Source organism: Vibrio sp. A37, from assembly GCF_059777565.1.
Window position 1 is genome coordinate 1 of sequence record NZ_JBLNLI010000020.1, and the last position, 25,472, is coordinate 25,472.

At 42.5% G+C, this 25,472-nt stretch carries 37 protein-coding genes and 1 pseudogene; 9 read left to right on the forward strand and 29 right to left on the reverse strand.

Annotated elements, in window-relative coordinates; all coding sequences use genetic code 11:
* Positions 1-337: 337 nt before the first annotated feature.
* The 7 genes from ACM2FC_RS20540 to dusA all read right to left on the reverse strand — a co-directional run bounded on the left by ACM2FC_RS20540 (position 338) and on the right by dusA (position 7,345).
* The gene (locus ACM2FC_RS20540; protein WP_498482907.1) at positions 338-1,114 is read right to left on the reverse strand and encodes a phosphoadenylyl-sulfate reductase; all 777 of its coding nucleotides are present in this window, start codon (positions 1,112-1,114) and stop codon (positions 338-340) included.
* On the reverse strand, positions 1,107-2,831 hold the full coding sequence (gene cysI / locus ACM2FC_RS20545; RefSeq protein WP_498482908.1) for an assimilatory sulfite reductase (NADPH) hemoprotein subunit: 1,725 nt from the start codon (positions 2,829-2,831) through the stop codon (positions 1,107-1,109). Before cysI ends, ACM2FC_RS20540 begins: the two co-directional genes overlap by 8 nt.
* Positions 2,832-4,703: an assimilatory sulfite reductase (NADPH) flavoprotein subunit gene (locus ACM2FC_RS20550; RefSeq protein WP_498482964.1), complete on the reverse strand. Its 1,872-nt coding sequence runs from the start codon at positions 4,701-4,703 to the stop codon at positions 2,832-2,834. It abuts the gene before it with no gap.
* A 115-nt stretch (positions 4,704-4,818) separates the two neighbouring features.
* Positions 4,819-5,049: a hypothetical protein gene (locus tag ACM2FC_RS20555; RefSeq protein WP_498482910.1), complete on the reverse strand. Its 231-nt coding sequence runs from the start codon at positions 5,047-5,049 to the stop codon at positions 4,819-4,821.
* Between the two features lie 140 nt (positions 5,050-5,189).
* Positions 5,190-5,864 carry a TIGR04219 family outer membrane beta-barrel protein gene (locus tag ACM2FC_RS20560; protein ID WP_498482911.1) on the reverse strand — a complete coding sequence of 225 codons (675 nt, stop codon included), beginning with the start codon at positions 5,862-5,864 and terminating at the stop codon, positions 5,190-5,192.
* A 109-nt stretch (positions 5,865-5,973) separates the two neighbouring features.
* Positions 5,974-6,174: an envelope stress response protein PspG gene (locus ACM2FC_RS20565; protein ID WP_498482912.1), complete on the reverse strand. Its 201-nt coding sequence runs from the start codon at positions 6,172-6,174 to the stop codon at positions 5,974-5,976.
* A 166-nt stretch (positions 6,175-6,340) separates the two neighbouring features.
* The gene (gene dusA, locus ACM2FC_RS20570; RefSeq protein ID WP_498482913.1) at positions 6,341-7,345 is read right to left on the reverse strand and encodes a tRNA dihydrouridine(20/20a) synthase DusA; all 1,005 of its coding nucleotides are present in this window, start codon (positions 7,343-7,345) and stop codon (positions 6,341-6,343) included.
* A 137-nt stretch (positions 7,346-7,482) separates the two neighbouring features.
* Between dusA and ACM2FC_RS20575 the strand changes: the two genes are divergently transcribed.
* Both ACM2FC_RS20575 and ACM2FC_RS20580 read left to right on the forward strand, forming a co-directional pair.
* On the forward strand, positions 7,483-8,547 hold the full coding sequence (locus tag ACM2FC_RS20575; RefSeq protein WP_498482914.1) for a tyrosine-type recombinase/integrase: 1,065 nt from the start codon (positions 7,483-7,485) through the stop codon (positions 8,545-8,547).
* 11 nt (positions 8,548-8,558) lie between these two features.
* The gene (locus ACM2FC_RS20580) at positions 8,559-9,023 is read left to right on the forward strand and encodes a hypothetical protein (protein ID WP_498482915.1); all 465 of its coding nucleotides are present in this window, start codon (positions 8,559-8,561) and stop codon (positions 9,021-9,023) included.
* Positions 9,024-9,025: 2 nt separating this feature from the next.
* Here ACM2FC_RS20580 and ACM2FC_RS20585 read toward each other — a convergent pair whose 3' ends face one another.
* From ACM2FC_RS20585 to ACM2FC_RS20635, 11 genes are all read right to left on the reverse strand, one after another.
* Positions 9,026-9,247, reverse strand: coding sequence for a hypothetical protein (locus ACM2FC_RS20585; RefSeq protein WP_498482916.1), 222 nt, complete (start codon positions 9,245-9,247; stop codon positions 9,026-9,028).
* Between the two features lie 91 nt (positions 9,248-9,338).
* The gene (locus ACM2FC_RS20590; RefSeq protein WP_498482966.1) at positions 9,339-9,818 is read right to left on the reverse strand and encodes a structural protein; all 480 of its coding nucleotides are present in this window, start codon (positions 9,816-9,818) and stop codon (positions 9,339-9,341) included.
* Between the two features lie 2 nt (positions 9,819-9,820).
* Complete coding sequence (locus ACM2FC_RS20595; protein WP_498482917.1) at positions 9,821-10,435, reverse strand: hypothetical protein; 615 nt, start codon at positions 10,433-10,435, stop codon at positions 9,821-9,823.
* A 4-nt stretch (positions 10,436-10,439) separates the two neighbouring features.
* On the reverse strand, positions 10,440-11,171 hold the full coding sequence (locus tag ACM2FC_RS20600; protein ID WP_498482918.1) for a hypothetical protein: 732 nt from the start codon (positions 11,169-11,171) through the stop codon (positions 10,440-10,442).
* Positions 11,168-11,653: a chemotaxis protein gene (locus tag ACM2FC_RS20605; RefSeq protein ID WP_498482919.1), complete on the reverse strand. Its 486-nt coding sequence runs from the start codon at positions 11,651-11,653 to the stop codon at positions 11,168-11,170. The genes ACM2FC_RS20600 and ACM2FC_RS20605 overlap by 4 nt, the downstream gene beginning before the upstream one ends.
* Before the next feature lie 3 nt (positions 11,654-11,656).
* Positions 11,657-12,028: a DNAase gene (locus tag ACM2FC_RS20610; RefSeq protein ID WP_498482920.1), complete on the reverse strand. Its 372-nt coding sequence runs from the start codon at positions 12,026-12,028 to the stop codon at positions 11,657-11,659.
* Positions 12,025-12,225, reverse strand: coding sequence for a hypothetical protein (locus tag ACM2FC_RS20615; RefSeq protein ID WP_250612828.1), 201 nt, complete (start codon positions 12,223-12,225; stop codon positions 12,025-12,027). The genes ACM2FC_RS20610 and ACM2FC_RS20615 overlap by 4 nt, the downstream gene beginning before the upstream one ends.
* Complete coding sequence (locus ACM2FC_RS20620) at positions 12,222-12,356, reverse strand: hypothetical protein (RefSeq protein ID WP_498482921.1); 135 nt, start codon at positions 12,354-12,356, stop codon at positions 12,222-12,224. The genes ACM2FC_RS20615 and ACM2FC_RS20620 overlap by 4 nt, the downstream gene beginning before the upstream one ends.
* 5 nt (positions 12,357-12,361) lie before the next feature.
* Positions 12,362-12,643 carry a hypothetical protein gene (locus tag ACM2FC_RS20625; protein ID WP_498482922.1) on the reverse strand — a complete coding sequence of 94 codons (282 nt, stop codon included), beginning with the start codon at positions 12,641-12,643 and terminating at the stop codon, positions 12,362-12,364.
* Positions 12,644-12,652: 9 nt separating this feature from the next.
* On the reverse strand, positions 12,653-13,480 hold the full coding sequence (locus ACM2FC_RS20630) for a major capsid protein P2 (RefSeq protein WP_498482923.1): 828 nt from the start codon (positions 13,478-13,480) through the stop codon (positions 12,653-12,655).
* 9 nt (positions 13,481-13,489) lie between these two features.
* A complete protein-coding gene (locus tag ACM2FC_RS20635; RefSeq protein WP_284676579.1) occupies positions 13,490-13,618 on the reverse strand; it encodes a hypothetical protein in 129 nt (42 codons plus the stop codon).
* 247 nt (positions 13,619-13,865) lie between these two features.
* On the opposite strand from ACM2FC_RS20635, the gene ACM2FC_RS20640 reads away from it, so the two are divergent.
* From ACM2FC_RS20640 to ACM2FC_RS20650, 3 genes are read left to right on the forward strand one after another with little or no spacing between them, the layout of a single operon-like run.
* Complete coding sequence (locus tag ACM2FC_RS20640) at positions 13,866-14,930, forward strand: hypothetical protein (protein ID WP_498482924.1); 1,065 nt, start codon at positions 13,866-13,868, stop codon at positions 14,928-14,930.
* Between the two features lie 5 nt (positions 14,931-14,935).
* A complete protein-coding gene (locus ACM2FC_RS20645; protein WP_498482925.1) occupies positions 14,936-15,343 on the forward strand; it encodes a hypothetical protein in 408 nt (135 codons plus the stop codon).
* On the forward strand, positions 15,337-16,194 hold the full coding sequence (locus tag ACM2FC_RS20650) for a hypothetical protein (protein ID WP_498482926.1): 858 nt from the start codon (positions 15,337-15,339) through the stop codon (positions 16,192-16,194). The genes ACM2FC_RS20645 and ACM2FC_RS20650 overlap by 7 nt, the downstream gene beginning before the upstream one ends.
* Positions 16,195-16,215: 21 nt before the next feature.
* Here ACM2FC_RS20650 and ACM2FC_RS20655 read toward each other — a convergent pair whose 3' ends face one another.
* Genes ACM2FC_RS20655 through ACM2FC_RS20690 form a run of 8 tightly spaced genes read right to left on the reverse strand, consistent with a single transcriptional unit; the run spans position 16,216 to position 20,762 of the window.
* Positions 16,216-16,962, reverse strand: a complete 747-nt coding sequence (locus ACM2FC_RS20655) for a hypothetical protein (protein WP_498482927.1) — start codon at positions 16,960-16,962, stop codon at positions 16,216-16,218.
* Positions 16,928-17,383, reverse strand: a complete 456-nt coding sequence (locus ACM2FC_RS20660) for a hypothetical protein (RefSeq protein WP_498482928.1) — start codon at positions 17,381-17,383, stop codon at positions 16,928-16,930. The genes ACM2FC_RS20655 and ACM2FC_RS20660 overlap by 35 nt, the downstream gene beginning before the upstream one ends.
* The gene (locus ACM2FC_RS20665; protein WP_498482929.1) at positions 17,370-17,684 is read right to left on the reverse strand and encodes a hypothetical protein; all 315 of its coding nucleotides are present in this window, start codon (positions 17,682-17,684) and stop codon (positions 17,370-17,372) included. Before ACM2FC_RS20665 ends, ACM2FC_RS20660 begins: the two co-directional genes overlap by 14 nt.
* A complete protein-coding gene (locus ACM2FC_RS20670; protein ID WP_498482930.1) occupies positions 17,671-18,159 on the reverse strand; it encodes a hypothetical protein in 489 nt (162 codons plus the stop codon). The genes ACM2FC_RS20665 and ACM2FC_RS20670 overlap by 14 nt, the downstream gene beginning before the upstream one ends.
* Positions 18,152-18,469, reverse strand: a complete 318-nt coding sequence (locus tag ACM2FC_RS20675) for a hypothetical protein (RefSeq protein ID WP_498482931.1) — start codon at positions 18,467-18,469, stop codon at positions 18,152-18,154. Before ACM2FC_RS20675 ends, ACM2FC_RS20670 begins: the two co-directional genes overlap by 8 nt.
* A 33-nt stretch (positions 18,470-18,502) precedes the next feature.
* Positions 18,503-20,305, reverse strand: a complete 1,803-nt coding sequence (locus ACM2FC_RS20680) for a replication endonuclease (RefSeq protein WP_498482932.1) — start codon at positions 20,303-20,305, stop codon at positions 18,503-18,505.
* Positions 20,306-20,307: 2 nt separating this feature from the next.
* Positions 20,308-20,499 carry a hypothetical protein gene (locus ACM2FC_RS20685; protein ID WP_498482933.1) on the reverse strand — a complete coding sequence of 64 codons (192 nt, stop codon included), beginning with the start codon at positions 20,497-20,499 and terminating at the stop codon, positions 20,308-20,310.
* Positions 20,500-20,510: 11 nt separating this feature from the next.
* Positions 20,511-20,762, reverse strand: coding sequence for a pyocin activator PrtN family protein (locus tag ACM2FC_RS20690; protein ID WP_498482934.1), 252 nt, complete (start codon positions 20,760-20,762; stop codon positions 20,511-20,513).
* Between the two features lie 134 nt (positions 20,763-20,896).
* Here ACM2FC_RS20690 and ACM2FC_RS20695 point away from each other — a divergent pair, with 134 nt between their 5' ends.
* Positions 20,897-21,502: a LexA family transcriptional regulator gene (locus ACM2FC_RS20695; protein ID WP_498482935.1), complete on the forward strand. Its 606-nt coding sequence runs from the start codon at positions 20,897-20,899 to the stop codon at positions 21,500-21,502.
* Positions 21,503-21,505: 3 nt separating this feature from the next.
* Positions 21,506-22,246 carry a hypothetical protein gene (locus tag ACM2FC_RS20700; protein ID WP_498482936.1) on the forward strand — a complete coding sequence of 247 codons (741 nt, stop codon included), beginning with the start codon at positions 21,506-21,508 and terminating at the stop codon, positions 22,244-22,246.
* A gap of 348 nt (positions 22,247-22,594) precedes the next feature.
* Here ACM2FC_RS20700 and ACM2FC_RS20705 read toward each other — a convergent pair whose 3' ends face one another.
* Both ACM2FC_RS20705 and ACM2FC_RS20710 read right to left on the reverse strand, forming a co-directional pair.
* A complete protein-coding gene (locus ACM2FC_RS20705) occupies positions 22,595-22,717 on the reverse strand; it encodes a hypothetical protein (protein WP_498482937.1) in 123 nt (40 codons plus the stop codon).
* A 4-nt stretch (positions 22,718-22,721) separates the two neighbouring features.
* The gene (locus tag ACM2FC_RS20710) at positions 22,722-22,856 is read right to left on the reverse strand and encodes a hypothetical protein (RefSeq protein ID WP_498482938.1); all 135 of its coding nucleotides are present in this window, start codon (positions 22,854-22,856) and stop codon (positions 22,722-22,724) included.
* Between the two features lie 248 nt (positions 22,857-23,104).
* On the opposite strand from ACM2FC_RS20710, the gene ACM2FC_RS20715 reads away from it, so the two are divergent.
* On the forward strand, positions 23,105-23,917 hold the full coding sequence (locus ACM2FC_RS20715; protein WP_498482939.1) for a substrate-binding periplasmic protein: 813 nt from the start codon (positions 23,105-23,107) through the stop codon (positions 23,915-23,917).
* 389 nt (positions 23,918-24,306) lie between these two features.
* Here the strand turns inward: ACM2FC_RS20715 and ACM2FC_RS20720 are convergent.
* Positions 24,307-24,399 (reverse strand): annotated as a pseudogene (locus tag ACM2FC_RS20720) (major capsid protein P2); the annotation flags it as partial.
* Between the two features lie 352 nt (positions 24,400-24,751).
* Here ACM2FC_RS20720 and ACM2FC_RS20725 point away from each other — a divergent pair.
* Positions 24,752-25,465, forward strand: a complete 714-nt coding sequence (locus ACM2FC_RS20725; protein WP_498482940.1) for a hypothetical protein — start codon at positions 24,752-24,754, stop codon at positions 25,463-25,465.
* The last annotated feature ends 7 nt before the right edge of the window (positions 25,466-25,472 follow it).

Consider the following 25,472-nt stretch of genomic DNA (forward strand, 5'->3'; position numbering starts at 1 on the left):
CCACTTTTTCAAAACTTTTTTAAGCACTTGGCTTAGCTAGGAGACCTTGCTAACTCGTTGATTGCTTTGTTTGAAGCTATCCCGTGTCAGCGAGGTGGCATTATAGAGATCCCCATCTCGTTGGCAAGCATTATTTATAAAAAAATTAAGAAATAACGCTTAGTTGGCGCATTTCCACTCAACAGTTGATTTATTCACTTTTACTCATAGATAAAGTACAACTTATCCACAGATTTATTCACATTTTTATGTTTTTGAACAAATCTAGATCTTAATAGAAAAAGAAAAGCTGCATACGCAGCTTTATAGAAAGAGGTAAATTGAACGATGAGTACAACTATATTCCCGAACCGTCCTGCTCACCATCGTCTTCATGTAGCCCACATTCTCTTTTTAATCCAAAAAATCGAGTATCTTCTTCTTTCATACCAGGCTGCCACTTTCGTGTGGTGTGCGTATCACCTAGTGAAACATAACCTTCTTCTTTTAGAGGATGGTAAGAAAGGTTGTATTTATTTAGGTAATTTTCTATATGTTGTTCAGACCAATCAATAATAGGCAAAAACTTAAACACACCATTCTGAATAGATAAGATGGGCAAACTCGCTCTAGAAGGCGATTGTTCCCTGCGTAGACCAGAAAACCATGTTCCTACTCGCAAGTCATCTAGGGCTCTTCTCATCGGTTCTACTTTGTTAAGCTTATTGTAGCGTTCGATGCCTTCTACGCCTTGTTCCCACAACTTACCATATCTCGCCTCTTGCCAATTCGAACTAAACTCGGAGCGGTACACTTTTAAGTTAAGTTCTAGTTGGTCCGTTAACTGATCGATAAACTGGTAGGTTTCGGGGAATAAATATCCTGTGTCTGTCAAGATAACAGGTATATCGGGCTTCACTTGAGTTAACAAATGCAGCATGACCGCTGACTGAACTCCAAAACTAGAAGAAACAGCATGACTACCTTTTAAGTTCTTAAGAGCCCACTCAACTCTTTTAACCGCAGGCAAACTTTCTAGCTCAGCATTCAATTGGGCGAGCGCGAGAATTCTTTGTGCCTTAGTTAATGACAGCAGTTCATCTAAACTTGGTGAGGATTCAATTGTGTTAATCATGGAAATCCCTCTTTGATACTTTGACTTCGTCAATCACACCTGCGCGGATAACAAAGTCACCAAACGCTTCATCGTCTTCTCGTTCACTTGACCAACGACTCACTAAAGAATCGATATCTTGTAGAATCTGCTCGACACTGATGTTCTCTTTATACATTTTCGGAACCCGGGTGCCTTCTTTATTACCTCCTAAATGAAGGTTATAGCGACCCGGAGCTTTACCTACCAAACCAATTTCGGCCAGCATCGCCCGGCCACAACCATTTGGACACCCCGTGACTCGGGTAATAATGCTTTCTTCCTTTGGCAAATTATGAGCATTTAAAATTTCTTCAATGCTGGTAACAAACTCAGGTAGAAAACGTTCGGCTTCTGCCATCGCTAACGGGCACGTTGGAAAAGAGACACACGCCATCGAGTTTTGACGCTGTACGCTGTTTCCGTCATCAATTAATTTATGCGCTCGTGCTATCTGTTCTATCTTTTTAACTTGCTTGGCAGGAACGCCAGCCACTATTAAGTTCTGGTTCGCCGTCATGCGGAAATCACCTTTGTGGATTTTCGCTATTTCCGCCACGCCAGATTTAAGTGGTTTGTCGGGAAAATCCAATAAGCGGCCATTTTCGATAAATAGAGTCAAATGGTGCAGACCATCAATTCCTTCAACCCAACCAATTCGGTCACCGCGCTCGGTAAACTTGTATGGCTTACTTTTCTCGAAAGTCACACCCGCTCGCTTTTCTACTTCCGCTTTGAAAACATCGATACCCACTCTGTCTAGGGTGTACTTCGTTTTTGCGTTTTTACGATTAGAACGATTTCCCCAATCACGCTGGGTAGCAACAACAGCCGCCGCAACATCTAGCGTTTTCGCCAACGGGATAAAACCAAAATCATCTGCACACCTTGGATAGGTTGACTTATCACCATGTGTCATGGCTAAGCCCCCACCCACTAAGACATTAAATCCAACTAATTGTCCTTGTTCAGCAATAGCGACAAAATTCAAGTCATTGGCATGAACATCTACATCATTTAGAGGCGGAATCACAACTGTGGTTTTGAACTTCCTCGGTAGATAGTTGCTACCCAAAATCGGCTCTTGATCGGTCTCTTCTAGTTTTTCACCATCCAACCATATTTCTGCATAAGCTCGGGTTTTCGGCAGTAAGTGTTCGCTGATCTTCGCTGCCCATTCATAAGCTTGTTGATGAAGTTCTGATTCAACCGGGTTTGATGTACACAATACATTCCGGTTCACATCACCAGCAGTCGCAATTGAATCTATACCAATGCTGTTTAATTTCTGATGCATCAACTTAATATTCGGTTTCAATACACCGTGAAACTGAAACGTCTGCCTAGTAGTTAGGCGAATACTGCCGTAAAGCGATTTTTCTGTAGCAAACTTATCGATTGCTAACCACTGTTCAGGGGTGATCACTCCGCCCGGCATACGAGCGCGCAGCATGACATTATGCAAAGGCTCTAACTTTTGCTTAGTCCTCTCCGCTCGAATATCACGATCATCTTGCTGATACATACCGTGGAAACGAATCAACTGAAAGTTATCGGAAGTGAACCCTCCAGTAATCGTGTCTTTTAGATCTTCAGAGATCGTTCCGCGCAAGAAATTACTTTCTCTTTTAATACGCTCGTTTTCAGAAAGTGGACCAAGGATTTCGCCTAGTACTTCTTGTTGCTCTTGCTTGCTCATTTAGTAAACATCCTTCTGATAACGTTTAGTCTTACGAAGATCATTGAAAAACTCACTGGCTTGATCTGCGGATAAGCCACCTTGGTCTATAGCGATGTCGATAAATGCTTGATGGACATCTTTCGCCATTTGATCTGCATCACCACAGATGTAGATATGCGCCCCTTGCTCAATCCACTTCCACAGCTCTTGCGCTTGTTCTAACAAGCGATGCTGAACGTAGATTTTCTCTTCTTGGTCACGACTAAACGCCACATCCATTTTGGTCAGCAAACCTGATTTCAAAGCCCGTTGCCATTCTGTTTGATAGAGGAAATCTTGTGTAAAGCTGCGATCACCGAAAAATAACCAGTTAGAACCAGACGCACCTCGGCTTTCACGCTCTTGAATAAAGCTTCTAAAAGGAGCAATGCCTGTACCGGGGCCAATCATGATAATTGGAGTATCATCGTTGTCAGGAAGTTTGAAGTGATTATTGCTTTCAACAAACACACGAACATTAGCGCCTTCTTCTAACCTTTGGCTTAGATAGCCGGAAGCACCACCAAATCGAGTAGCTTCACCTTGGGCATACTCCACCACGCCAACGGTGAGATGAACTTCTTCTTCCACTTCTGCTTGGCTTGACGCAATAGAATACAAACGAGGAGTTAACCTTCTTAACATTGATACCAATTGCTCAGCCGTTAACTTGGCTTTCTTCGCAGATAACACATCAAGTATTTGAGTCTTGGCGCTGTATTCACGCAGCGCAGCTTTATCTTCGGCAAGCTTTAACAACTTCTTGCTGCCTGAGGCTTCTGCATATTTAGCGATAAATTGGGGGTTAGATGCTGTAATCTCATAGTGTCGAACCAACGCACTATGGATAGATAAGCTCTCGCCATCAACCTCAACACTTTCTACTCCAGAAAGGCCAACCTGAGAGAGTATTTCATTGGCAAGCTCTGAGCTGTTTTCATACCAAACACCAAGAGAATCACCCGGCTGATAGACAATGCCTGAATCATCCAGGTCGATTTCTATATGTCGAACGTCTTTACTCGAATCACGACCTGTGATCTTCTGATTAGTTAATAGAGTTGCGGTATAAGGATTGTGCTTAGTGTATTGCGCAGCTGTGCTAGCTTGGTTAACAGGTAGTTGAACCACATCTGCTGGCTCCGCCGCTAATTGCTCTTGCACTATTTCTAACGCCTGTTTCGTCCACTCTTCAGCATTAGCATCGTAATCAACATCGCAGTCCACTCTTTCAATAAAGGCTGTCGCGCCGAGCTTGGATAGAAATGCGTCGAAATCTTTACCTGTCTGGCAGAAGAACTCATAACTCGAATCACCAAGACCAATCACACCGTATTGCAAATTGTTTAGCTTTGGCGCTTTTTTAGATTGCAAGAACTCGTGCAGTTCAATTGCATTATCTGGTGCTTCTCCCTCACCATTTGTCGAAGCAACAATAATTACATGAGACATTTTCGCTAGAGATTTGCCTTTTACATCACTGGCATCAAAAAGCTCAACGGCAATCCCTCTCGCCACAGCTTGCTTTTCTAAGCCTTCTGCGACGCCTTTTGCATTACCTGTTTGGGAAGCGAAAATAATAGTGAGTTTCTTATCCGAGCCAGCCACTGCTGTGGGAGCGACGGTCGATAATGCTGATGGAGAAGCTAACGACTGTTGCGTTTGGCTAAGCCCCCAAAGGTATCCACTCACCCATGCAAGTTGCTGTGGCGATAGTTCACCAACAGAATTTTGAAGTTGACTAAGCTTTTCGTCATTGATAGGCAGGCTTAAGCCATTGACCTCATTAGGTTCATTATTCCCAGATGACATTTTTGGTGAAACAGACATGACCACTACATCCCTCATTATTGCGTGGGATAAGCTTAAACATTCATCATCATAACTAGAAAGAATAGAACGTAATGTTTTATAACTTTTTGGAAGTTAAGAAAGGAAAGATGGGATAGAGTCGCTTCTATCCCACCTATTTAGATTCAATACGGACTTGTTTAAAACCGACGGCCATAGCTGATTTCGATGCTACGTCTAAGTCTTCGTAATGGCATTCTTCGCCGTGCACATCAGTGAGTAATACAAAGCCACCTCTGGTGTGGCGGAACTCTACAATCCAGTTCCCTTCTTCAGCAGAAGGCTCAATGATTGCTTCGACGAGTTTATTCTCTCGATAGAGATTTCTAAGCTCAGTAATCGTCATATCTACTACCAACAAAATTACACTTGCCTATAAAGCATGGTTCAAATTGCTGAAATATCTACTTATCTATCTTAAATATGACGAAAAGTTATATCCAATGCCCAACCTCTAGCTAAAGAATTTAAATAAAATAGAGAAACTTAGAATCTGATCTCGGTTCCAAGAAAATATCCATCAACAAACACTATCGACTGGCCTAAACCTTCTGAAGCGGGTGCTAAATCACTAAACTCAAGATCAATCACTCGATATCCCCCTCTTATAGATAGAGACATAGAGTCAAATGGAATTTCATAACGTAGGCCCGCAATAAAGTCCGTCGATTTTATGCCATTCATATTCCCTACTTCAAACTGCCCCATAATGTGCAACTCCGTATCAGGAATATTTATCTCAGCATAAGAGTAGAGATTAACCGTAAGATCATTGAAATCGTATTCTGTGGTCGAGTTGACCGTTCTATATCGTGAATCGGTGAATTGCGTTGTGGTTAAGCCGATATCCCAAGTCATCAATTCATGGGAAACAACATTGTAATAAAAAGAGAGGTCATGTTTATCGAATGCGCCAAAGTCACCACCATCAACAGCGGTGTAGCGATAACTAATATCTGGCAAAGCTGAACGACTTGGGTGAAATGCGATATAAGCACTAGGAGCATCGACCCATCCTCGACGGGTATTATCTACTTTGGTACTTCCCCACCACATATCAACACCCGTTTTCACCGAGTAAGGGGAATCTGCGAAAGCTGAAGGAACGACTGCTAAAGAAACGACCGCACTTGCGAAGGCCGCGAATGCTACTCTATCCATGTGTGAAGGCTCCAATATAAAAAGCGAGCTACATCAGCTCACCATGCATAGGATAGTAACATATTCTATTTAGCAAATAATGTTTAATCAGGCAGTTAACGAACGTGAGCTAGGCACGAATCTTATTGAAAACCACGACTCCGACGACCACTAATATTAACCATGGCAGCATTTTGAAAGCGACACCAATAAGTGCCAACACTAATGTAACCGCCAGTGCAACGCCCATCGCCGCGAATATGGTCACTGCCGTAATTCCCGTAACGACTAAGGTTGCACCAAAAATTAAAACAAAGACAATTTCAAACATCGAATCACCTCCTAAAAACTAATATATTACAAACTGCATAAACCAAGCCAACTGAACGAAAATATTTCTAATTATCTGTATTTAATAAAGATAAAAAAGCGAGAGCTTAAAAGACTCTCGCTAAACAGAACTCTTGGTAAAAATTACCACCTATTTTCGGTAAATTTTACACATTTAGCTCTTTGGGAATCTTCGCCAAAGCCGCTTCAACGACTTCGATTCCAGCGCCAGGTTTATGAGCATTCTCACTGATATAGCGTCTCCATTGACGTGCACCAGGCATACTCTGGAACAAACCGATCATATGGCGGGTGATATGACCAAGATAAGAGCCATTAGCAAGTTGTTGTTCGATATACGGATACATCTCTTCAACCACTTGAGAGCGCTTTTTGATTGGTGCTTCAGAGCCAAACAGCTTTTGATCAACCTCAGCCAGCATATAGGGATTTTGGTACGCTTCTCGGCCTATCATCACGCCGTCCAAGTTATTTAAATGCTCAAGACTGTCGTCCAAAGTTTTGACACCACCATTTACCGCAACCACTAGATTCGGAAAATCGCGCTTAATTTGATAAGCACGATCATAATCTAACGGCGGAATTTCCCGGTTTTCTTTTGGGCTTAATCCGGTAAGCCATGCTTTGCGTGCGTGGATAGTAAACTGCTGACAACCACCTTTTTCTGACACTTTTGTAATGAAATCCGTCAAAAACTCGTACGAGTCTTGCTCGTCGATACCAATGCGCGTTTTCACTGTGACTGGAATATCGACAACGCTTTTCATCTCAGCCACACATTCAGCCACCAGCTCAGGCTCAGCCATTAAGCAGGCACCGAAACGACCGTTTTGCACGCGATCAGACGGGCAACCGACATTTAGGTTTACTTCATCGTAACCACGTTCTTGAGCCAACTTTGCACAGTGCGCCAAATCTTTCGGGTTTGAGCCACCCAATTGCAGCGCAACCGGATGTTCTTGTTCACTGTATTTTAGAAAGTCACCTTTGCCGTGAATGATCGCACCCGTTGTCACCATTTCGGTATACAACAGCGCCTCGGAAGAAAGCAAACGATGGAAGTAACGACAGTGACGATCAGTCCAATCGAGCATAGGCGCAACTGAGAAACGCTGCATGACGAATTTGCTTGTAGATTCTTGATTAGACACTGTAAAACCTCAACTTTTTCACTTCAAAAATTTCCGCCAATTTCCTAGAATTTTGCCAGATTTCGCCCTATGGTACCCCTATAGTCCCCCTTTTTGAGTAGGACTGGTACCCAACATCCTTCAAGGAGTAGAGCAATATGGCATCGTATTCAATAGAAACTCGTAAACTCAAAAGCGGCGAACTTCGATACAAAACGACGATTATCGTTAAGAAAAACTCGCGGATTATACACCGAGAATCCAAAACATTCAGAAAAAAAGATCTAGCTCGCACTTTTGGTAAGAACCGTGTTGCTGAACTCGAATCTCAAGGGGTACTAAAAGCCAAGACCGTCCCCCTAGGGGAACTGCTCGATATGTATATGAATGACAGGGACTTATGGGATAACTCAGGGCGCACTAAGCAATATGTAATCAAAATGCTTCGAGACTGCGATATTGCCAATATTGATTCTAACTCTTTGGAGACTGCCGATCTCATAGAACACTGCCGAATCCGCAAGAGTGCAGGAGCAAAGCCCGCTACTATCAATCACGATGTTGCGTACCTGCGTTCTGTAATGAAAAAAGCCAAACCCGTATTTAGGGTAATTGCCAACTTTGCGATTTTCGAAGAGGCCGTTCCCGTTCTGACCGATATGAAGTTAATCGGCAAAAGCCAAAAAAGAACCCGCCGACCTTCAGACGAAGAGCTAGAGCTATTAAGAGAAGCGCTTCGCAAAAGACAAAGTTTTCGTGCCAATGGCCCTACTCGTATCCCTTACCTCGATATACTCGAGTTCAGCATTTTAACTTGTATGCGTATTGGCGAAGTCTGCACAATTCGCTGGGAAGATCTGGACGAGAAGAACAAAACCGTGTTAGTCCGCAATAGAAAAGACCCTCGAAAAAAAGAAGGCAACCACATGATTGTACCACTACTTGGTGAATCGTTTGATATTGCTATGAGGCAGAGCAAACATAATTCGTACATCTTCCCGTATAATTCTCGCAGCGTGACTGCAGGCTTTCAAAGGGTACGTAATGAGCTAGGTATTGCGGATCTACGCTACCACGATCTGCGCCGTGAAGGAGCAAGCCGACTTTTTGAGAAAGGTTACTCAATAGAAGAGGTTGCTCAAGTTACTGGGCATAGGAACTTGAATATACTTTGGCAAGTTTATACACAACTGTATCCAAATAAATTACACGATAAAAATTAAGGAGAATTATTATGGGTTGGGCATATAGCGACGTAACGGCTTCATTACTTACACGAGGTTTCAGTGTAAACCGAACAAGTAACCTTTCTTTCGGTAAATGCAAGCACTCTGATTACGTGCGAATCATCCCTGAAGACAATATGGATAGGCATTTAGCAACTTATTACATCTATGGTACTGAACCAGACGAAGCCTCATTACTCCTGCTGTCTTTAAACATTTCAGAAAGTGATATTCTTCCGCAAGCTTTGGAGCACTTCAAATTATTGGTACACACTCTTTTTTATGATGTTTCGAAAACACCGCTTCCTGAAAGCTTTACGTTAAATGATGAAGATATATCACTTGCAGGTTTTAAGTTAGTATGTGAACACAACGCAGCTGATGCAGCAAATACACTGAACGTATTTATTGCTAAAGAGGATGAATATGATGACGCGCGAAGTCTACGGCATCGCTTTTTATATGGTCAATAGAGCTACTTAAACTCATCCCTAACCATCTCCCAAACACCAATTAGGATTGGGAGAGTGGTACCGATGATGCCACCATACTCAATTCCTTTTGCTGTTACATTCGCTGTCAATAAGTCAGGATGACCAACCGCTAATGCCACACCAGCACTAATAAGCACCAAGCCCTTTTTAGTTGAAGGCTGGTCGAGATCGATACCCATTTTCTCTTTGATAAACTTCTTCATAACACTTTCCATTGTTTGAGGTACTTGATCGCAAATGCGGCCAGTACTGCCGCTAGCACTGTAATTGCTACCCTTTTCCAGTCTTCTGAATTCATGCCATCCGCACCCCTTCTTGCGCTTGTTCAAGCGAATAGTAGCGACCGACTTCCATCACTGACATGGCATGCAGCATTTTAGCTAACGTAGCATCGCTGCTTAGGTTAATCGGTTCATTGGCATTGATACCAAGTTGGCTTGCTACAAAGCTGGCGTAGTTGTCCGAATCGTTCTCATGACTTGGTGCAAACTTGTAGATGATCTCTTCTATCGTTTCGAGTCCGTATCGGCCTTGATAACTATCGCGTAAAAGGATTGCACCAGCCCGAAAACCATATTCGGGTGCTCGAAAGGTTTCGAAGCGGCTATCTACCGAAGGGGAAACTTTGCCAACCCAATTGTTATTGGCATTACTTTCAATATTGAGTGGGTTGTTAGCCCTTACGCCTCGCGGCGCACCACCAATCGAAAAACCGCTTGTTTTCATTGCTACCCCCAACACCAATAAAATGACTGCTGCTATTAGAATCGGCATCATTACATTTGCGCCGTAAAATCTATCGAAAGAGCAGAGGCTGTAACTTCGCCATACAACATCACTATTCCTTTCGCACTGTTAATCGAAAATGACGCACCGTTACTCGGTTGTATCTTGCTCTCTTCGTTAAGCATTGGATGCTCATTATCTGGCATATCTAGCGACTTCATTTGATAGTTCGAAAAACCACTCAGCTTTAAGCGAGAACCACCATCACCATAATTCAGTCTTGGCAGTGCTTTTACACCTCCAAACATATCGCTAGTCCAATACACATTATCGCCCATCGCATCGGCCGGATTGCCTGTCACATATACATCTGCATCGACGTAAAAGTTCAGCACTGGATCGTCACCAAATATCACTGCCGAGGGATACAGGTTCGATAGCCTCGCCAATGAAATAGTTTTCGCCCCTGAGATAGAGCCGTCTGCAATGGCGATATGTTCAACACCTTGCGAGATTAAAATTTGTTCAGGCACTTGTATCACTCCTGAACTATCTTTAATCACAAAGGGCAAGGTAATTGCACCACCAATCATCGAGTTAACATGTTGCGCAATGTGTTCAATTTTGTTCCGGTTGCTACCCGTCGGTAGAGTAAGGTCACCCATGATCCTAAACCTCTATAATGTGTACCGAGTCTGCTGCATCGCCCGTGATTACTAGCTCTGCACGTGTCGAAAGTTCTAACCGCTCTCCCGCTTCTAGAGGAAGGTCACCTGCAACCCAAATACTTTTTGAGTTGCTAACACCCGCTTTTATCACCACTTTTTGCCTCGCTAGATTCTCTGCAACGGTCAGTGGCAAGTTGCCTTGCTGGGCAGAAATACTGTTGCTAACTTTTTGTGCAATTTCTTGATCTGCTGCGATTTCTACGGCTGGTAACTGACTCACTTCTACAGACTGATTGTCAGCAACCTGAACCGCTGGCAGCTCACTGACTTTGATGGATTGGTCAGCGGCTATCTCTACGCTAGGCAAGCTACTCACCGCTAGACTTTGGCCGTCTTCGATTTCGACTTTCGGTAAACTATCAATCGAGACAGATTGACCATCTGCAATTTCTAGCGCTGGCATAGCACTTACGACTACGCTCTGCCCGTCGATATTCGCTGGCGGGACAAAATCCCCATAACCAAATTCGAGTGAGATTTCTTGGTCAATATCGGAGTAAACCAACACCCGACCAACGCTTTGCGAGCTTTTGACTACCGAGTGCTTTTTCACTGACACCCGATCACCGAGCGAGGTTTCAAACTCCACCGTTTGAGAAGCCGATTCAAGATACAGCCAGTTACCCGCGATATTGACGGGAATAGGATTATTAGCTTTTAAACTTAACTTCATCGTTTCACCGCCATGATTGCTACGCCACCTAGCACTACCGAGATAATCACCATCATGATCACTTGCTGCTGCTTGTTCTCACTCGCTCCGCCGTCTTGGTTAAACTTGGCTAAGTCCATCAACGCATCGAGGTTCTTGGTATTCTGCTCGGCTTGGTTACCTGCAAGCCCTGCCATCACCTGCAAGTTTTCGCTGTTACTGGAAGAGATGTCTTCAAGTGCGTTTTCGGCAAAGTCCATTGAGTTCACATTGACCTGATTGGCATGCTCAAGCGCTTGCTCAAACATCTCGCCGCTTTGCTCGACTAACTCACCACCTAGTTCAAAGGCATGCTTTACGGCTCCGTGATCGGTGGCCGTGACATTCACCGTTGAGTTATTAACACCACTTATCGCCGTACCGAGGTTGTCACCCGATATCGCCGTTTGGCCGCTGACATTGGTCGATTGTGTTTTATTACTTGAGCTTGATTTACCACCCATGATTTACACTCTCATTTCTAATCGTGTGGTTTTCTGCAAGGTTTGTTCGTTGGTATTAAGTGGCCTGACTAACCGAGCTAAACCGTCAAAATAGGTCTCTGCTGAGATGTTTGAGAGTCCGCTTCGCCTCACGTATTGAGTCAATTCTCGAATACCACTCACTACCCCATGACCAACCACGCCCCACAAGTAATAGGAGTCGTCTAACACTTCTCCCGCAATAGTCAGGCAGTGGTTATCACCTTGCAATTGATACACACTCACCCGCCCTGCTTTGACTTCACTTTTCAGTAATTCAAAATCTGCAGGACAAGCTCGAAAGGCCACTTTTAACCGCTCGACTGCTTTCGGGCATTGGCTGACGCACTCGATCATTTCTTTAGCATCCAATAAGCAATGGCAAGCACCACCGCACCGAGTAACCAAGGGCTAATACCTTGGCTGCCCATGTTTATGGCACCAATAGTCTGACCGCTGTAGTTGCCACTGCTGGCCGTCGATGGTCCAGCATCCCCACCCGAGATAGGCATTGAACCGCTATTAGTTAACCCGCCTCCGACTGCTGGTATCATGCTCGCCCCTTAATCAGCATGTAGCCGATAATTAACAGCACTCCGATAGCAATTAACTTGTTAGAGCCGTCCGAAACTTGAAAGCCAAGAAAACCGCCACCGAGAAACACTGCAGGAAGTAAAAAAGGCATCTTGATTATCTCCGCTTCATCACTAGCAGCACGACTACCAAACCAAATACCATTGCCGCTCCCATGAGCACCATTGGATTGCTAAACAATCCTTGAGATGGTACCGCGAGCGGCTGACCGTCGGCAGTTTGTCCTTCAACTTGGCTTTTACGCGCTTCATCTGGATCGCTGGCTTGTTGCTTTGATAAATCATTTTCAACACTGCCTGTTATCCAAGAGCCACCCGCACTGGTTACCGAATCCAGTAACTCACCACCTGCCTCACTTAATGAATCTAACCAACTCATCTTGCCCCCTTACGCAGAGGGCTTAGGCACAGCGACTTGCTCAATGGCCTCAATAATCAATGGCACACTGCCCGATGCGCTTTTCTCGAGCTCAAATTGCAATGCTCGCACCGCTTGAGTCTTGAGCTTACTTTCTGAGCCAAACCCAGTTCGTACAAAATCGAGAGAGAACCAACCATCGTTTTGCTCAAGCCCTGCATAGGACAAATCAAATGCGTTGTCTTCTTTGCTGACATTCATCTCTTCGCGATCATCACGCAGCACTCGAGCTCGAATAATGGACGAGTCTTTGAAATGAATACGTTTGATGCTGAGATACGGTGAACGCTCCGACCAATCAAAAGGAGTTCGGCCAGCGGCACTAGCAAACCAAGTCAGTGAATAGAGCCTTGGCATAAACACACGCTGAGTTTGCGCTTCGGTAATATGCGCCCTAGCTCGAATACTTGGTGCATCTCCAACTTTAGAAACCAACTGGATATACACAAACCAGATTTCACCTGGCAATGTCACCAACTCACCTTGACGCACGCCTAACTTAGTACGCATGGTCATGTCAGAGAACGGAATGACATAGCGACCTGCCGACACATAGTTCGAACGGTGCTCTTGTAAATCCACCATGTCTTGACCTGACAGTGAAATGATTTCTTTACCGTTGTACGTGATACGTACCCGCTCAATGTCTGCTGGATCGGTAATGTCAGTGACTAGCTCAAGGTTTTGATACGTAGGGCCAGACACCAGACGTAAAGTCGCCTGATTACCCCATGCGACACCTTCAACCGGATCAAGCTCTTTCGGGCGTGGATTAAATAGCGTATTTAAAGCTTCCATATCGCCCCCTTAAAACCAGCCAGAGTCGCCGCTGATCACTTCTTTTAGTGATTGCAATGTCGAGATGTTGTTAATCACTGCTATAACCAGCAGCGTTGCTAACACCGTCATCAACATCGTTTTGTTGCTTTTACTCATGATTCGCCTTTATTAACGTGAACAAATTCGTCGTAAGTTATAAAAGGCTAAGTTTTGGGGATTGGGAAGGAGGGGAAAGCTATAGGTTGTAGAGCAACCTATAGGCTTGCTTTTTACCTTGTTAGGCTAACCTTTATCGACTCCAAATGCTTGGAAGAAAGAGTTATATCACTTTACGTGATAGGTTTATCATCCATCCATCCTATAAAGTGCTAATTTATATTTATACAAAATTGGAGCCCCCTAGATGTCCGTTACTCAAAGTCAGAAGCTAGATATAGAACAAAAACTATCATACATGGAAAGCTTTACAAAAAGCACATACGCTCGTATCCCACTCATAAGTTGTGGGCTTAATACCTCTATAAGTTGGGAAGCCACATCTATTGACATTCAAAAACAAGCCTTTGATATTAATGGAAATCTCATCATAAAAGACATCGGTGACAAACTCAGCAGAACTGCAAGGTATTTACATTTGTGTAACAGGCACTCTATCCAGATTATTAGTGGCGACGGTAACATATTCACAGTTCTCAGAAACAAACTTAGTTCTTTTAAGGTGTCACCCAATCAATACTCACAATGCTTTCCCTTCGAATGCAAGGGAAAGCTAACCACCACAGGTTTCCCTGTACTTACCGCTATAGAAAACGACGCAAGTGGCTATGCTATTTTTTTCAGTACGCCCAAAGTTCAAAAGGTAAAAGTTCCCGTAACCGTGAATCATAATGGCATACCAAGAAACATCGACATCGTAGACGAACAAATCGTTCACAAATATGAAGTTGTATTTATCCCCCATAAGAGCAATAGAATAGAGCTAAGAATCTCGGCCGATACCCTAAAAAAGGATACTGCAGAGTCGTTTGAAAGACTTAAGCAAGCATTTTTTGATATTTTACGTAGCAATGGAATCTCTCTACAACCCTTTAAAATTGTAGAGTTACAGGACGCGATCGTATCTCTATACGGAGAGTCTGGCTACGGAGCAGTAGTTGACACAAAATTTATTAGCGTTAACAATCGAACCCTCATGCCTAGGTCAAACAAACGAAAAACTGACAACTGTTTAAGAGAGCAGCCTTATCATTTAGCGGGAGAGAAAGTTGAGCAGGTAAAATGCGTCGGTGTTTCTATTCAGTTTAAAGCGAGAACTACTCCTAAAAAACTACTGGTAACAACCAAGCTAACCATAGAGTGCGACCCACACTCTGACTACAATAGATGTGACTACATTAAACTAGAACACCCCATTGGAAATACCCAAGCAACAGAAATGATAGACCATATAATTGAAGCGAATTGTTGATTAAGATGAAAGCTGATGTCATTGAGTACATAACAGAGAAAGTACACTTCCCCGAAGGGCTGAAGTCGAAAGTTTTTACTTTTCTTACCTATCTTGAAGTAGAAAAGGATGACTACTATTACCCTCTGACAAAAATCAAGAATATAACGAAGCTTGATACTGAATCCAGCATGATGGTCGCTAGATTTTTTTGTGGTTCGAGAATTTCCCTTCTTGAGCCCAAATACATCTATATTACGTATGATGACGAAATAATAGAAATTTCAAAAAATGATTTCAACAAAGCTTTAACTAATAAAGATAAAGTATTTCAAACCGAAGATTCTGTTTGCATAAAAGATTTCACCAAGAAAGGGCTCAAGTTTTACTTTGTTAGAAAAGTAGATACAGAGTATCAGGAGTTTGAATGGTAGAGGAATATAACTCTTCAGACGACCCTGCTTGCGAGGAGTTCCTTTCTAGCAACAGCGCTGATGAAATAATCGATGGCTTTACGAATGTTATCGAACCCAGCAGTTACGAAGAGTTTATTTCTTCTGTCAATTTCGCTCTAAATAAGTGCATACGAATCCTAGAAAAAAATGGAAATAGGTACTATGCGCTAGGAGAAGAAGAATTAAACTCTCTTGTAGCGGGACTTTTATCTGGGCACTCTATAAATGCTAGCACCGAGACAAACACAAGAGGGAAAGTAGATATAACTGTTCAAAATGATGAATACTCTTGGTTAATCGAAGCAAAATTGGGAAAAAACAATAACTACATCTTTGAAGGACTATTACAAATTTTAACTCGTTACGCTACTAGCGAAAAAGACTTTGGTTTATTGATTTATTTCCAGAAGAAAAAGCCACTTCAACTGTTTGAAAAATGGTGTGAATACATAAAAAATAAGGAATGGGTTGAGTATGCAAAAAATCATCAAATATACGATGAGGTATGCGACTACCTTGTAGACAGTAAATATACATCTCTTAAGTACGAGCCAGAAAACAAAATGGGCACCCAAAAACATATGATGAGTAGTAGCGGCTCTAATATAAATATTCAATTTTTCGGGGTAAATTTATATCACAACCCTTTGGACAAATCCGGAAGAATAGGGAAAGGGCAAAAACTATTCTATGCTAAACAAGCGCTTCAGGAAGAATTTCTGTCTCACAAAGATACAGGAGCGTTTAATGTAGAGCGGCTGATGAGTTCTCTAAATACTTTTTTTGAACACTCAAATGAATTTGATAAACTAAATGAAGAAAGCAGTTGAAAATATATCAAAAACTATCAGCTAGAAACCATTTGCACAATTCAATATACTGTGCTCAATATTTCCTATCCCATCTCTAACAAGCAGATATTCAGCAACAGGCTTGCCGATTTTCTGCTTATTAACCTTGGCGGAAGTGAGCGCTGCAATATCATTGATATTGAGCCCTTTCTTATCTGCTAACCACTTGGCATCTGACATTGAGTTAACCGCGCCTATCCACCAAGTTGATGATTGCTCAGTAACGGTTTTCGGTACCTCTTGCCCACGCTGAAAAATAGAGTGAATGACTAGCCCATATTGACGGCCACCACGCAATAACTCACCCGCTTTACCTTTTAGCTTTCCGGTTGTTTCGACACAACTTGCTAGCTCTTCAATCACCACATACAGCTTAGATGCTCGGCCATTACCCATCGACCACACTACCGCACTGAAAAACTCTAACTCATGGCTAGTTGCACCATCTTGCGGGATATAGGCAAGCTTGAATGACTTACCTCTTTTTCTCGCAGCAAGTAAAGCCTTAACGAAAGCCGCTTTTGAGCTAGTACCATGGCACATCTGGCCTTGAAATTTAGCACCCGCATAGTTTCGGTAGGGATCGAAAAATACCGCTTGAGAGGTTTTTGGCACTAGCCCTAAATATTTGACTGCTGATGTTTTACCGCCGCCTGTTCCCGCCACATAGATGACATGTTCTGCATCGTGTGACGGGTTGGAGTTAACCGGATTAGGCAGCTTGAACGGCTGGGACTTGCTTTTCATCCTTCTCCCTCTCGATTTTCTGCTGCTTTAACTCATTTAGCTGACTCCTCGCTCCATGAACTAAGCAAAGAACCGCAATCAGTAACATAACCTCTTCAATGTAGCCACCAAACCAACCAACTATATGACCTCCATGCTTCGATAAAACTGGAACCGCTGCACTGGTCACCTCCGCTTTGCCTTTGGCATCAAAGGCAAAATCTACTCCTGCAATGATTGAGGTCGCTTTCTCTACGACGGTAAACATAACCCCCAAGATCCCCTCGAACGCTTCAGGGCTGATACCTTCTTCTTGCTCTTCGGTTTGCTCCGGTTCGTTTTCTGCTTTCTCTTCGGCTTCCAACCCAGAGATAAAACTGGAAAAGTCGCCCCAATCGTCAACTTCAGATTCAACTACTTCTGGTTCACTAAGCAGCTCCATCGCTCACCTCACTATCTTTAGCTAACTGCTCAAGTTGTTCGAAGAAATTTTCCGGAAGCCCGAGTGCTTCAATTGGCACGTTAAAACTAATAAGCATTTCTTTTAGCTCTTCCAATAGGTCTTTTGGTTCCAGTTCCAGCGACTCAATCCGAGCAACTTCTCGCTCAAAATCTTTAAGATCAATATGGTCAAATGGTTGCTCTTCCTTTTGTTCATCTTCTAACACTGATAGGTAACCGGAGAAATCCCCCCAATCCTCAACCTCTGACTCAACGACTTCTTGCTCACTAAACAGATCCATCACTTACCTCCTGCTCTGATTTTTTAGGGAAAAGCGTATATCTAATCCAAAACCCTGCGGCTAGCACACCTAATACGATAAACACTCGCTTTGGCGTGATGAGTGAAGCCTTTTCTTCTGGCTTGGGTTCGGTTTTGTTTTCGGTTAGATTACCGCTTGAAACCTTGTCAATACTGGATTCTGTAGATTGGTTGGAATCGCCCTTTTCAACCGAATCGCTAACCACTGGTTCGGTTAACTTAAGCTCGGTTTCATCGGTTGCCATGTTCTTTTCGATGTAGTCGTTAACGCTTCGACTCATGGAGCTATTGCCACATTTAGGACAGCGGTAGTACTTTAAACCGATATTTCGGCTATTCTTTGGCGGTTCACCTGCAGCAATCAGCTTACCCTCACCGATATGATGAACCGTTGCAACCGAGCGGCAAACCGGACACTGAACCGCACCCCTAACCGGATTATCGTACTTACTCATCGACCACCTCACCATCTTGAATGAGTGAGAGTTCGTCTAGGTTAGTCTGCACATATTCTCGGTATTTGCGCCGAGTCACCGCATTGAGGTGAACTAGGTGCTCAAGTTGTTCAAAGAAGTTTGCCGGTAGGTCTAGCGCTTCAAGTGACAAGTTGCCACTAATCAGCATTTTGGTAGCCTGACCTAATAAGTCTTTGGTTCCCATCGACTTAAACCGAGCAATTTCTCGCTCAACATTGTCTGTCAGTTGATCGGCTGCTTCCAAGGCGAGCAAATCGCGTTGGCATTCTTCGATTGATAGTTTTTTCATGGTGTCCCCTGTCTCACGACGTTAGATGTTTGTTTAAGTAATCAGTCGCCCGTTTCTAATGGATAACGTGCAATATCGATCTATTGGGACTTTTCGCCCCTGTATAAGAGGTTGAATTAAACATTTCACCCCGTCACTGCTCCAACCGGTAGCTTGAGTCAGCGCAGCCTTTAGGTTTTCAACCTTTGAGTTACAGTTATTTTCAGTGCTCCAAGGTAATGCGCTCCGCGCATTTTGAAGACGCTGCACGTCTTTTTTCTTCACGATGCTATAGCACTCGCTAGCGGTTTTGATGAGCTGCCCCAACCAAGAAAAACCGATCACCTTTTTGACCGATTCACCGTATTGGTTTTGCTTCTCTTCGTATTCGACTTTGGCACGATGGGCGAGCTTACAAAATAATGACCACTTGGAAGAATCCGCCGCTTGGCGCAGTTCTTCTAGTTCTGGATCGGTCTTGGTTTGTTCTGGTGTAGTTCGGCGTAGATTTCGCCATAAGGATACAGGTTCGCCACCAAATTGCTGAAACTGGCGGATCTTGTGGATGGAAGCCCACGCCCTTGCACGAAAAGCCGAATCCTTAGACTCACCTTCAGGCATGTGATTACCATTGATGTTCTTAGAAACGTACTTTGCCATGTATGCAGTCGCCCCGCCTTTCTTTGGATCGGCTTCTTTTACGTCAAAACGAGGTGATATATCGCTGCCAAGTTCGTCTCTATCTTCAGAGATCGCGCAGCCTTCTAGTATCGATATGACCTCATTTTTATCCTTGTGAGAACAAAATAGAAAATAGTGAGCATGACTGGTTGCATCCTTATGAGGTTCAGCGACACGAAAGCCGAAATACTCAATATCTGTTTTTGCAATCAGTGCTCGAGCTAGCGCCCATTTGTGCATCAAGGCATTGTGGCCGTCTTTTACCGACGCTCCATTCCACTTACTCGATATACGGTGGTACTTACTTGGCAACGTCCAAGTGATAAACAAAGCCGTAAAACCTAGGTCTTGCGCCCACTCTTCAAAACCACGGCAACGCACCATCATTTCAATGCGGCGATTTTCTGGATTAGCCGTTGTGCGCTTCACTACTTCAGCCAGATCGTACACTTCGCCCGAATCGTTGTTGAGTATCGCCATTGCTTCAATAAACTTGCTCGCTTCATGTTGGTTTCGCTTCCAGTTTGAGAACGATATTGCACTGATGATCGGCGATTGGTGCTGATATTCGCCCACTCGCTCAAGTGCAATTTGTGAATATTCAATATACTGGGCTCGCAACTGCAAAAGCCGCCCTTCGATCCACTCTTCGGACTGCATTTTCAACGCGGCGATCTCTAAATCACGCTCAAGCTCATCTGGGTTCTTTTCGCGCTTTTTAAAGTTGATATGTGGCGGGTTTACGTGAATTAAGAGAAGTTGTTCACTTTGTTGATAGTAGATATGCTCGAGTGCTTCAAGGTAACTACTGAACTGCGCGGCTAGGCTTTCGTCACTCAATAACATAGAGCACTTATCGGCGTACAGTTTGGAGAGCTTTTCGACCGCATCGTCACGCATCAAGATGTCGTGACTGATTGGCTCAGCTTTGGCTTTGTATCTAGAATCGACAAAAGAAAACTTGTCTTCGATAAAGGCTGCACGCTCTAAACCAAATTTAACCGCTTCCTCAGCGGCTTTTATCAAGTTCTGTTTCGTTGGGTTTGCGCGCTTCATACGCGCCGAGACTTTACGTTTTATATCTGCACGTACCATAGGCGGCAACCTAGGAAAGAATCGACGAGTAAACGCCGACCCTTTCAATACTTCTCCCACTTCAAGAACTCGATCGGCCATGGTTACTCCCAGCAATCAGACTCGTTGCATGAGTAATTCAGTGGCTTTGCTTTGCGCTTAGAACGTTTATTCAACCCATGTTTTTCACGTAGCTTCTGAATCAGAAAAATAGAACGCTGACGCTTTCTAGGATCTGGACACACCATTCCCTGCATATCAGGACAAAGTTTATGTATTGGACTAGATACCTGCATACTTCCTCCAGTTACTGAACGGATTGCCAGTCTTGTTTGGCTTGTTGGTGACGTTTGTCGATATACGCCGCGAGATCTTCGATTTTGATTAAGGTAGGACTACGCTCTGAATCGCGCAGCTTGAATGTAGGCAACGGAAAGTCGCAAGCCTTAGCTTTCTGCTCTGCCGTTTTTGGCGTGATACCAAAAAACTCTTGGCAGACTAGTTTCAATTCTACGGTCGGACTCTCAAAACGTGCTAACAAAGCAAAATTTGTATTCATATATCACCTATGCAACTATGAAGAGTTGATTAGGAGCAACTATAATCAACTCAAAAGTGTCTCAACTACCACATGAGACATTATTGGCATATTAAACTAGTTTTGCAACACCTTTGAACATACCGGAGCCACTAATGAGCACTATAGACGATCAGATCGCTGAACTAAAGAAACTCACTAACACTGCAAAAAACACAGATTTATCAAAGTGTTTGGGCGTATCACCTTCCACAATTCAAACGTGGAGAATGAGAAATAAAATCCCTCAGGATATGTTCATAAAAGCGAACGAGATCGCAAAAAATGGCTCACTATCTCCGAAGGGCTATCTAGAGTTGAAATACTTTGATATTGAAGTCAGTGCAGGAATGGGAGCACTAGTTGAGAAAGAAGAAGAATCCTCTTCAATCGTATTTAAAGAGAAGTTCATACGGCAAGAGCTTGGGTACAATCCAAACAATGTTTTTCTAATGCCTATACGTGGTGACAGCATGATCCCTACTTTAAAAAATCAAAGCATCGTTATGGTGAACCGTGTTGATGGCTTCTCAACTGATGGCATTTACGTCTTTCGCTACGATAGTCGTCTAATGGTCAAACGCATTCAGTTCCTACCAAAAAGCATCAAAGTCGTTAGTGATAATCCAGCTTACGAACCTTGGGAACTAACAAAAGAAGATATAAAGAGCGCTGATTTTGAGATTATTGGCGAAGTGGTTTGGTCGGGGCAGAGGATGTAGATTATGGAAGTAGCTGAGAGAATATTCCACTATCTTCTTATCTCTATTATGTCTGGAATAATTGGAGTTTCCTCAGGCCTTTATATTGAAAATGAAAGGTACAACACCGAGCTCTCAAAGATTCAGAGTCAATTGGAAAATTCGAGAATGGAGTTAAACCATCTGCTACAAAAACAAAGAAATCTAACCATAGGTACAGAAACATATGACATAGACTTAGGCAAACTATCCAAGCTCACCGAAGATATATATTCAACTGATTGGAGGGTAAGAAAATATGAAGAAGTTTTAAATACTATCAAAGAGAAAAAATTAACGCTTGGAAGTATATTTGTAGTTCTAGTCGCTCTTTTTGGTATTGGGATTAGTGCTATTGGCGCACATTTAAAATTTAGACATCTTATTGAATTTGTGATTAACGAGGATAGATATGATTACAACAAAAAAAGATTAGTAATAATTAATAGAAAGGATAAAAGTGAAATAATACTCGGTTTATATCTAATAGGAAAAAACAAAGAGAGAACGCAAATACTTAACCTATCAGATAACCCACTAAGAATAGACTCATTCAACCATTTACAATTGCAAATTGAAAAGCCAAAAAACTGGCCGAAAGATAATCCCAACAGACACTACCGCTTGTACATACTTTTAGGAACTGGTCGTACTCTTAAGTGCCGTGCAATAAAAAAATTTAGGGACTCACCAACAATAAGCCTTGTCCCATCAGATTATCAATAATGTTCGGACAGATTCAGAAAGGGTTTATCATCTATGTATACATTAATACCAGTAGGCATTCGTCCAATAAAATCAAAATAAATAGGACTATATTGGATCCCCTTTAGTACCCCTCAACACCTTCAAATCCTGTTAAATCAAGAAACTAAAACCTATCGAGCATAGGCGCAACTGAGAAACGCTGCATGACGAATTTGCTTGTAGATTTAGAGCTAGACACTGAAATACCTCATCGTTGTTACTCTGGTCTTTACAAAGGGATCCTCTTAAAAGATCGCGGATTATACACTGTTCATCACAAACATTAAGAAAAAATGATCCAGCGAGCAAAGAGAAGTGCTAATTCATTTATGAACTATCTTTAATCACAAAGGGCAAGGTAATTGCGCCGCTAATCATCGAGTTAACGTGCTGCGCCATGTGTTCTATTTTGTTCCGGTTGCTACCCGTTGGTAGAGTAAGGTCACCCATGATCCTAAACCTCTATAATGTGTACCGAGTCTGCTGCATCGCCCGTCATTACTAGCTCTGCTCGCGTCAAAAGTTCTAGCTGCTCTCCCACCTCGAGAGGAAGGTCACCAGCAACCCAAATGCTTTTTGAGTTGCTCATACCCGCTTTACCTTTTAACTTTTCGGTTATTTAAATGTTGTTTAAGAACTCAAAAAAGAAAGATCTAGAAGTGCAGTTTTGAGGCCATTGATGAGGGTGGTTCGGTCTGAACAAAGGATATAGCTTGTTGAGTATAAACTCTAAGATCTTAACTTTGAGATCCTCGAGTGGATTGTTTCGATAGGCTAATTCTTTTGCACTACTATAATCACAAGCAATATATAGTTTCGTGGCTCAAGGATCAGAGTATGTGCTTTTTTACTTTCCTCCTGCAAAGATCTTTCTCCTCACTACTCACGCACGTTTCGTTATCAGCCTTACTTTTCAGTTCAAGTGCAGTTGCTAAAGAAACTCTAACTTGGTGCGCATATTATGATTGGAACCCTTGGATATACCCTGTAGAAGGGACGTATCAAGGAATACTTATCGATGAGCTAAAAATATTTGCTGAAAAAAATAATGTCGATACAGAAGTACAAGACGACCTAAGCTGGAAGCGATGCCAAAAACAACTAGAGAATGGAAAAGTCGATATGATTCTAGGGGCATACAAAACCCCGGAAAGAGAAAAGCTATTTTATTATTTGGATGAGCCAGCATTTTACAATACTTCCAACATATACGTTTACACTAGCTCTGCTAATAAAAAATTACATAACATTAATGACCTAGAACAGCTACGAGACTTTTCAGTATCGGTTGTGCGTGGCGATAGCCTAGGAAACTTGCTCGATAAGTTCGTAGGCTCCCTTCCTAAAAATAACGTCCACTATATAGCGACGACAAGTCAGCAGCTTCAAAAAGTTCTTTTGGGTAGAAGTGACTATTTGTTTAGCTCAGAGTCTGGTTTTAAATCCATACTAGAGCAATCCAATTCTGATGAAAACGCCTTTAAGCAAGTTCTAAAAATCCAAGAAGATATACCAGGTTACGTGATTTTCAGTAAAAAAACTGATCGATACGAAATGTATGGTGATAGATATATTGAAGCAATAAAACAGTACAAATCAAAAAATAATATTCAGGAGCGCATCGATTACCACAAAAGCCAACAGCAATGACTAGAATTGTTGTCCTTGGTAAAACTATGAGATGGATAGGTTACGAAGCACTTGCATCACTAATCATCGAGTTAACATGCTGCGCAATGTGTTCTATTTTGTTCCGGTTGCTACCCGTTGGCAGAGTAAGGTCACCCATGATTCTAAACCTCTATAATGTGTACCGAGTCTGCTACATCGCCCGTAATTACTAGCTCTGCGCGTGTCGAAAGCTCTAACCTTCCTCCCGCCTCGAGAGGAAGGTTACCAGCAACCCAAATGCTTTTTGAGTTGCTAACACCCGCTTTAATCACCACTTTTTGCCTTGCTAGATTCGCTGCAACAGTCAGTGGTAAATTGCCTTGTTGAAAGTAGATCATTTGGAAGAACAGGATTACATTCGGTAGGGTCAGACGCAAAGTAGCCTGATTACCCCATCCGACACCTTCGACCGGATCGAGCTCTTTCGGGCGTGGATTAAATAACGTATTTAAAGCTTCCATATCGCCCCCTTAGAACCAGCCAGAGTCGCCGCTGATCACTTCTTTTAGTGATTGCAATGTCGAGATGTTGTTAATCACTGCTATAACAAGCAGCATTGCTAACACCGTCATCTACATCGTTTTATTGCTTTTACTCATGATTCGCCTTTATTAACGTGAACAAATTCATCATGAGTTATGAAAGGCTAAGTTTTTGGGATTGGGAAGGAGGGGGAACCTATAGGTTTGTTCAACTAGCTATAGGTTAAATGTAGAGTCATAAGCAAAAGTTATTTTTAGAACTAGATACAAGAAAGGTACTTTAAAAAACAATATATTGAGTAAAGTCATGTATAGATGGATAGAGGATTGTATGTCAGCAAGACATGTTTCTGAAGTAAACAATTTATTAGATAAAGCGGACAGTTTTAATTACTTTATTCTATTAGGCACATTTACTTTGATGCTCGATAGCTCTTTAGCTTATAGATACAATATGTCTTTGCTGAAAGTAAACATCAACTTCATAACGTCGTCTATAACAATAGGGGATATTTTAATTTTCATATGTTTATTTAGTCTATTCATGACTTTCATAACAGGCATCATTCAATACTCATTAATGCAGCTTTACTTCCTCCTGCCTTACAGCTTGCGCAATGTGTTTAACAATAATACCCCATCAAGAAAGAAGCGCTCTGATGGGTATTTTTCAGTAAACGAGATCCGAATTTTTGCCGTAAAAAATAATAATTCTGTCGCTTATGAAGCTTACTTGAGTGAAAGACAAAAAATGGTGTCAGAAAATAAGATGGAAAGGTATGCTTTGTTATTTTTAATTGCAATAGTAGTAAACTCGATTGTAGGTAAGTCTGTTGACAATTCAATCATTGAATTATTTATACCAGACAACAACGAAACCCAATTACTATCAACAAATATGCTTCTATATTTATTTGACTACGCTCTGGTTGCATCACTAATTTATATCGGTGTAGTGCGAGGTTGCTGCCTCAGTGTGTCTTCACTTTATAACAATAGAGTTTATCTAGGAGACATAGATCCAGATACTTACACTAAAAGATAAGCAAGCT

What these genes read in the sequence shown, in the direction of transcription:
- ACM2FC_RS20675 (WP_498482931.1), bottom strand. Translation starts at nt 18,469, where the DNA reads ATGAAAAAACTATCAATCGAAGAATGCCAACGCGATTTGCTCGCCTTG.
- ACM2FC_RS20670 (WP_498482930.1), bottom strand. Translation starts at nt 18,159, where the DNA reads ATGAGTAAGTACGATAATCCGGTTAGGGGTGCGGTTCAGTGTCCGGTT.
- ACM2FC_RS20600 (WP_498482918.1), bottom strand. Translation starts at nt 11,171, where the DNA reads ATGAAGTTAAGTTTAAAAGCTAATAATCCTATTCCCGTCAATATCGCG.
- ACM2FC_RS20620 (WP_498482921.1), bottom strand. Translation starts at nt 12,356, where the DNA reads ATGCCTTTTTTACTTCCTGCAGTGTTTCTCGGTGGCGGTTTTCTTGGC.
- ACM2FC_RS20635 (WP_284676579.1), bottom strand. Translation starts at nt 13,618, where the DNA reads ATGAGTAAAAGCAACAAAACGATGTTGATGACGGTGTTAGCAACGCTG.
- ACM2FC_RS20695 (WP_498482935.1), top strand. Translation starts at nt 20,897, where the DNA reads ATGAGCACTATAGACGATCAGATCGCTGAACTAAAGAAACTCACTAAC.
- ACM2FC_RS20705 (WP_498482937.1), bottom strand. Translation starts at nt 22,717, where the DNA reads ATGGGTGACCTTACTCTACCAACGGGTAGCAACCGGAACAAAATAGAA.
- ACM2FC_RS20650 (WP_498482926.1), top strand. Translation starts at nt 15,337, where the DNA reads ATGGTAGAGGAATATAACTCTTCAGACGACCCTGCTTGCGAGGAGTTC.
- ACM2FC_RS20610 (WP_498482920.1), bottom strand. Translation starts at nt 12,028, where the DNA reads ATGATCGAGTGCGTCAGCCAATGCCCGAAAGCAGTCGAGCGGTTAAAA.
- ACM2FC_RS20710 (WP_498482938.1), bottom strand. Translation starts at nt 22,856, where the DNA reads ATGAGCAACTCAAAAAGCATTTGGGTTGCTGGTGACCTTCCTCTCGAG.
- ACM2FC_RS20715 (WP_498482939.1), top strand. Translation starts at nt 23,105, where the DNA reads ATGTGCTTTTTTACTTTCCTCCTGCAAAGATCTTTCTCCTCACTACTC.
- ACM2FC_RS20540 (WP_498482907.1), bottom strand. Translation starts at nt 1,114, where the DNA reads ATGATTAACACAATTGAATCCTCACCAAGTTTAGATGAACTGCTGTCA.
- ACM2FC_RS20655 (WP_498482927.1), bottom strand. Translation starts at nt 16,962, where the DNA reads ATGAAAAGCAAGTCCCAGCCGTTCAAGCTGCCTAATCCGGTTAACTCC.
- ACM2FC_RS20665 (WP_498482929.1), bottom strand. Translation starts at nt 17,684, where the DNA reads ATGGATCTGTTTAGTGAGCAAGAAGTCGTTGAGTCAGAGGTTGAGGAT.
- ACM2FC_RS20555 (WP_498482910.1), bottom strand. Translation starts at nt 5,049, where the DNA reads ATGACGATTACTGAGCTTAGAAATCTCTATCGAGAGAATAAACTCGTC.
- ACM2FC_RS20605 (WP_498482919.1), bottom strand. Translation starts at nt 11,653, where the DNA reads ATGGGTGGTAAATCAAGCTCAAGTAATAAAACACAATCGACCAATGTC.
- ACM2FC_RS20585 (WP_498482916.1), bottom strand. Translation starts at nt 9,247, where the DNA reads ATGAAGAAGTTTATCAAAGAGAAAATGGGTATCGATCTCGACCAGCCT.
- ACM2FC_RS20590 (WP_498482966.1), bottom strand. Translation starts at nt 9,818, where the DNA reads ATGCCGATTCTAATAGCAGCAGTCATTTTATTGGTGTTGGGGGTAGCA.
- ACM2FC_RS20615 (WP_250612828.1), bottom strand. Translation starts at nt 12,225, where the DNA reads ATGATACCAGCAGTCGGAGGCGGGTTAACTAATAGCGGTTCAATGCCT.
- ACM2FC_RS20565 (WP_498482912.1), bottom strand. Translation starts at nt 6,174, where the DNA reads ATGTTTGAAATTGTCTTTGTTTTAATTTTTGGTGCAACCTTAGTCGTT.
- ACM2FC_RS20690 (WP_498482934.1), bottom strand. Translation starts at nt 20,762, where the DNA reads ATGAATACAAATTTTGCTTTGTTAGCACGTTTTGAGAGTCCGACCGTA.
- cysI (WP_498482908.1), bottom strand. Translation starts at nt 2,831, where the DNA reads ATGAGCAAGCAAGAGCAACAAGAAGTACTAGGCGAAATCCTTGGTCCA.
- ACM2FC_RS20685 (WP_498482933.1), bottom strand. Translation starts at nt 20,499, where the DNA reads ATGCAGGTATCTAGTCCAATACATAAACTTTGTCCTGATATGCAGGGA.
- ACM2FC_RS20640 (WP_498482924.1), top strand. Translation starts at nt 13,866, where the DNA reads ATGTCCGTTACTCAAAGTCAGAAGCTAGATATAGAACAAAAACTATCA.
- ACM2FC_RS20630 (WP_498482923.1), bottom strand. Translation starts at nt 13,480, where the DNA reads ATGGAAGCTTTAAATACGCTATTTAATCCACGCCCGAAAGAGCTTGAT.
- ACM2FC_RS20580 (WP_498482915.1), top strand. Translation starts at nt 8,559, where the DNA reads ATGGGTTGGGCATATAGCGACGTAACGGCTTCATTACTTACACGAGGT.
- ACM2FC_RS20700 (WP_498482936.1), top strand. Translation starts at nt 21,506, where the DNA reads ATGGAAGTAGCTGAGAGAATATTCCACTATCTTCTTATCTCTATTATG.
- ACM2FC_RS20575 (WP_498482914.1), top strand. Translation starts at nt 7,483, where the DNA reads ATGGCATCGTATTCAATAGAAACTCGTAAACTCAAAAGCGGCGAACTT.
- ACM2FC_RS20680 (WP_498482932.1), bottom strand. Translation starts at nt 20,305, where the DNA reads ATGGCCGATCGAGTTCTTGAAGTGGGAGAAGTATTGAAAGGGTCGGCG.
- ACM2FC_RS20660 (WP_498482928.1), bottom strand. Translation starts at nt 17,383, where the DNA reads ATGGAGCTGCTTAGTGAACCAGAAGTAGTTGAATCTGAAGTTGACGAT.
- ACM2FC_RS20725 (WP_498482940.1), top strand. Translation starts at nt 24,752, where the DNA reads ATGTCAGCAAGACATGTTTCTGAAGTAAACAATTTATTAGATAAAGCG.
- ACM2FC_RS20560 (WP_498482911.1), bottom strand. Translation starts at nt 5,864, where the DNA reads ATGGATAGAGTAGCATTCGCGGCCTTCGCAAGTGCGGTCGTTTCTTTA.
- ACM2FC_RS20625 (WP_498482922.1), bottom strand. Translation starts at nt 12,643, where the DNA reads ATGAGTTGGTTAGATTCATTAAGTGAGGCAGGTGGTGAGTTACTGGAT.
- ACM2FC_RS20645 (WP_498482925.1), top strand. Translation starts at nt 14,936, where the DNA reads ATGAAAGCTGATGTCATTGAGTACATAACAGAGAAAGTACACTTCCCC.
- ACM2FC_RS20595 (WP_498482917.1), bottom strand. Translation starts at nt 10,435, where the DNA reads ATGGGTGACCTTACTCTACCGACGGGTAGCAACCGGAACAAAATTGAA.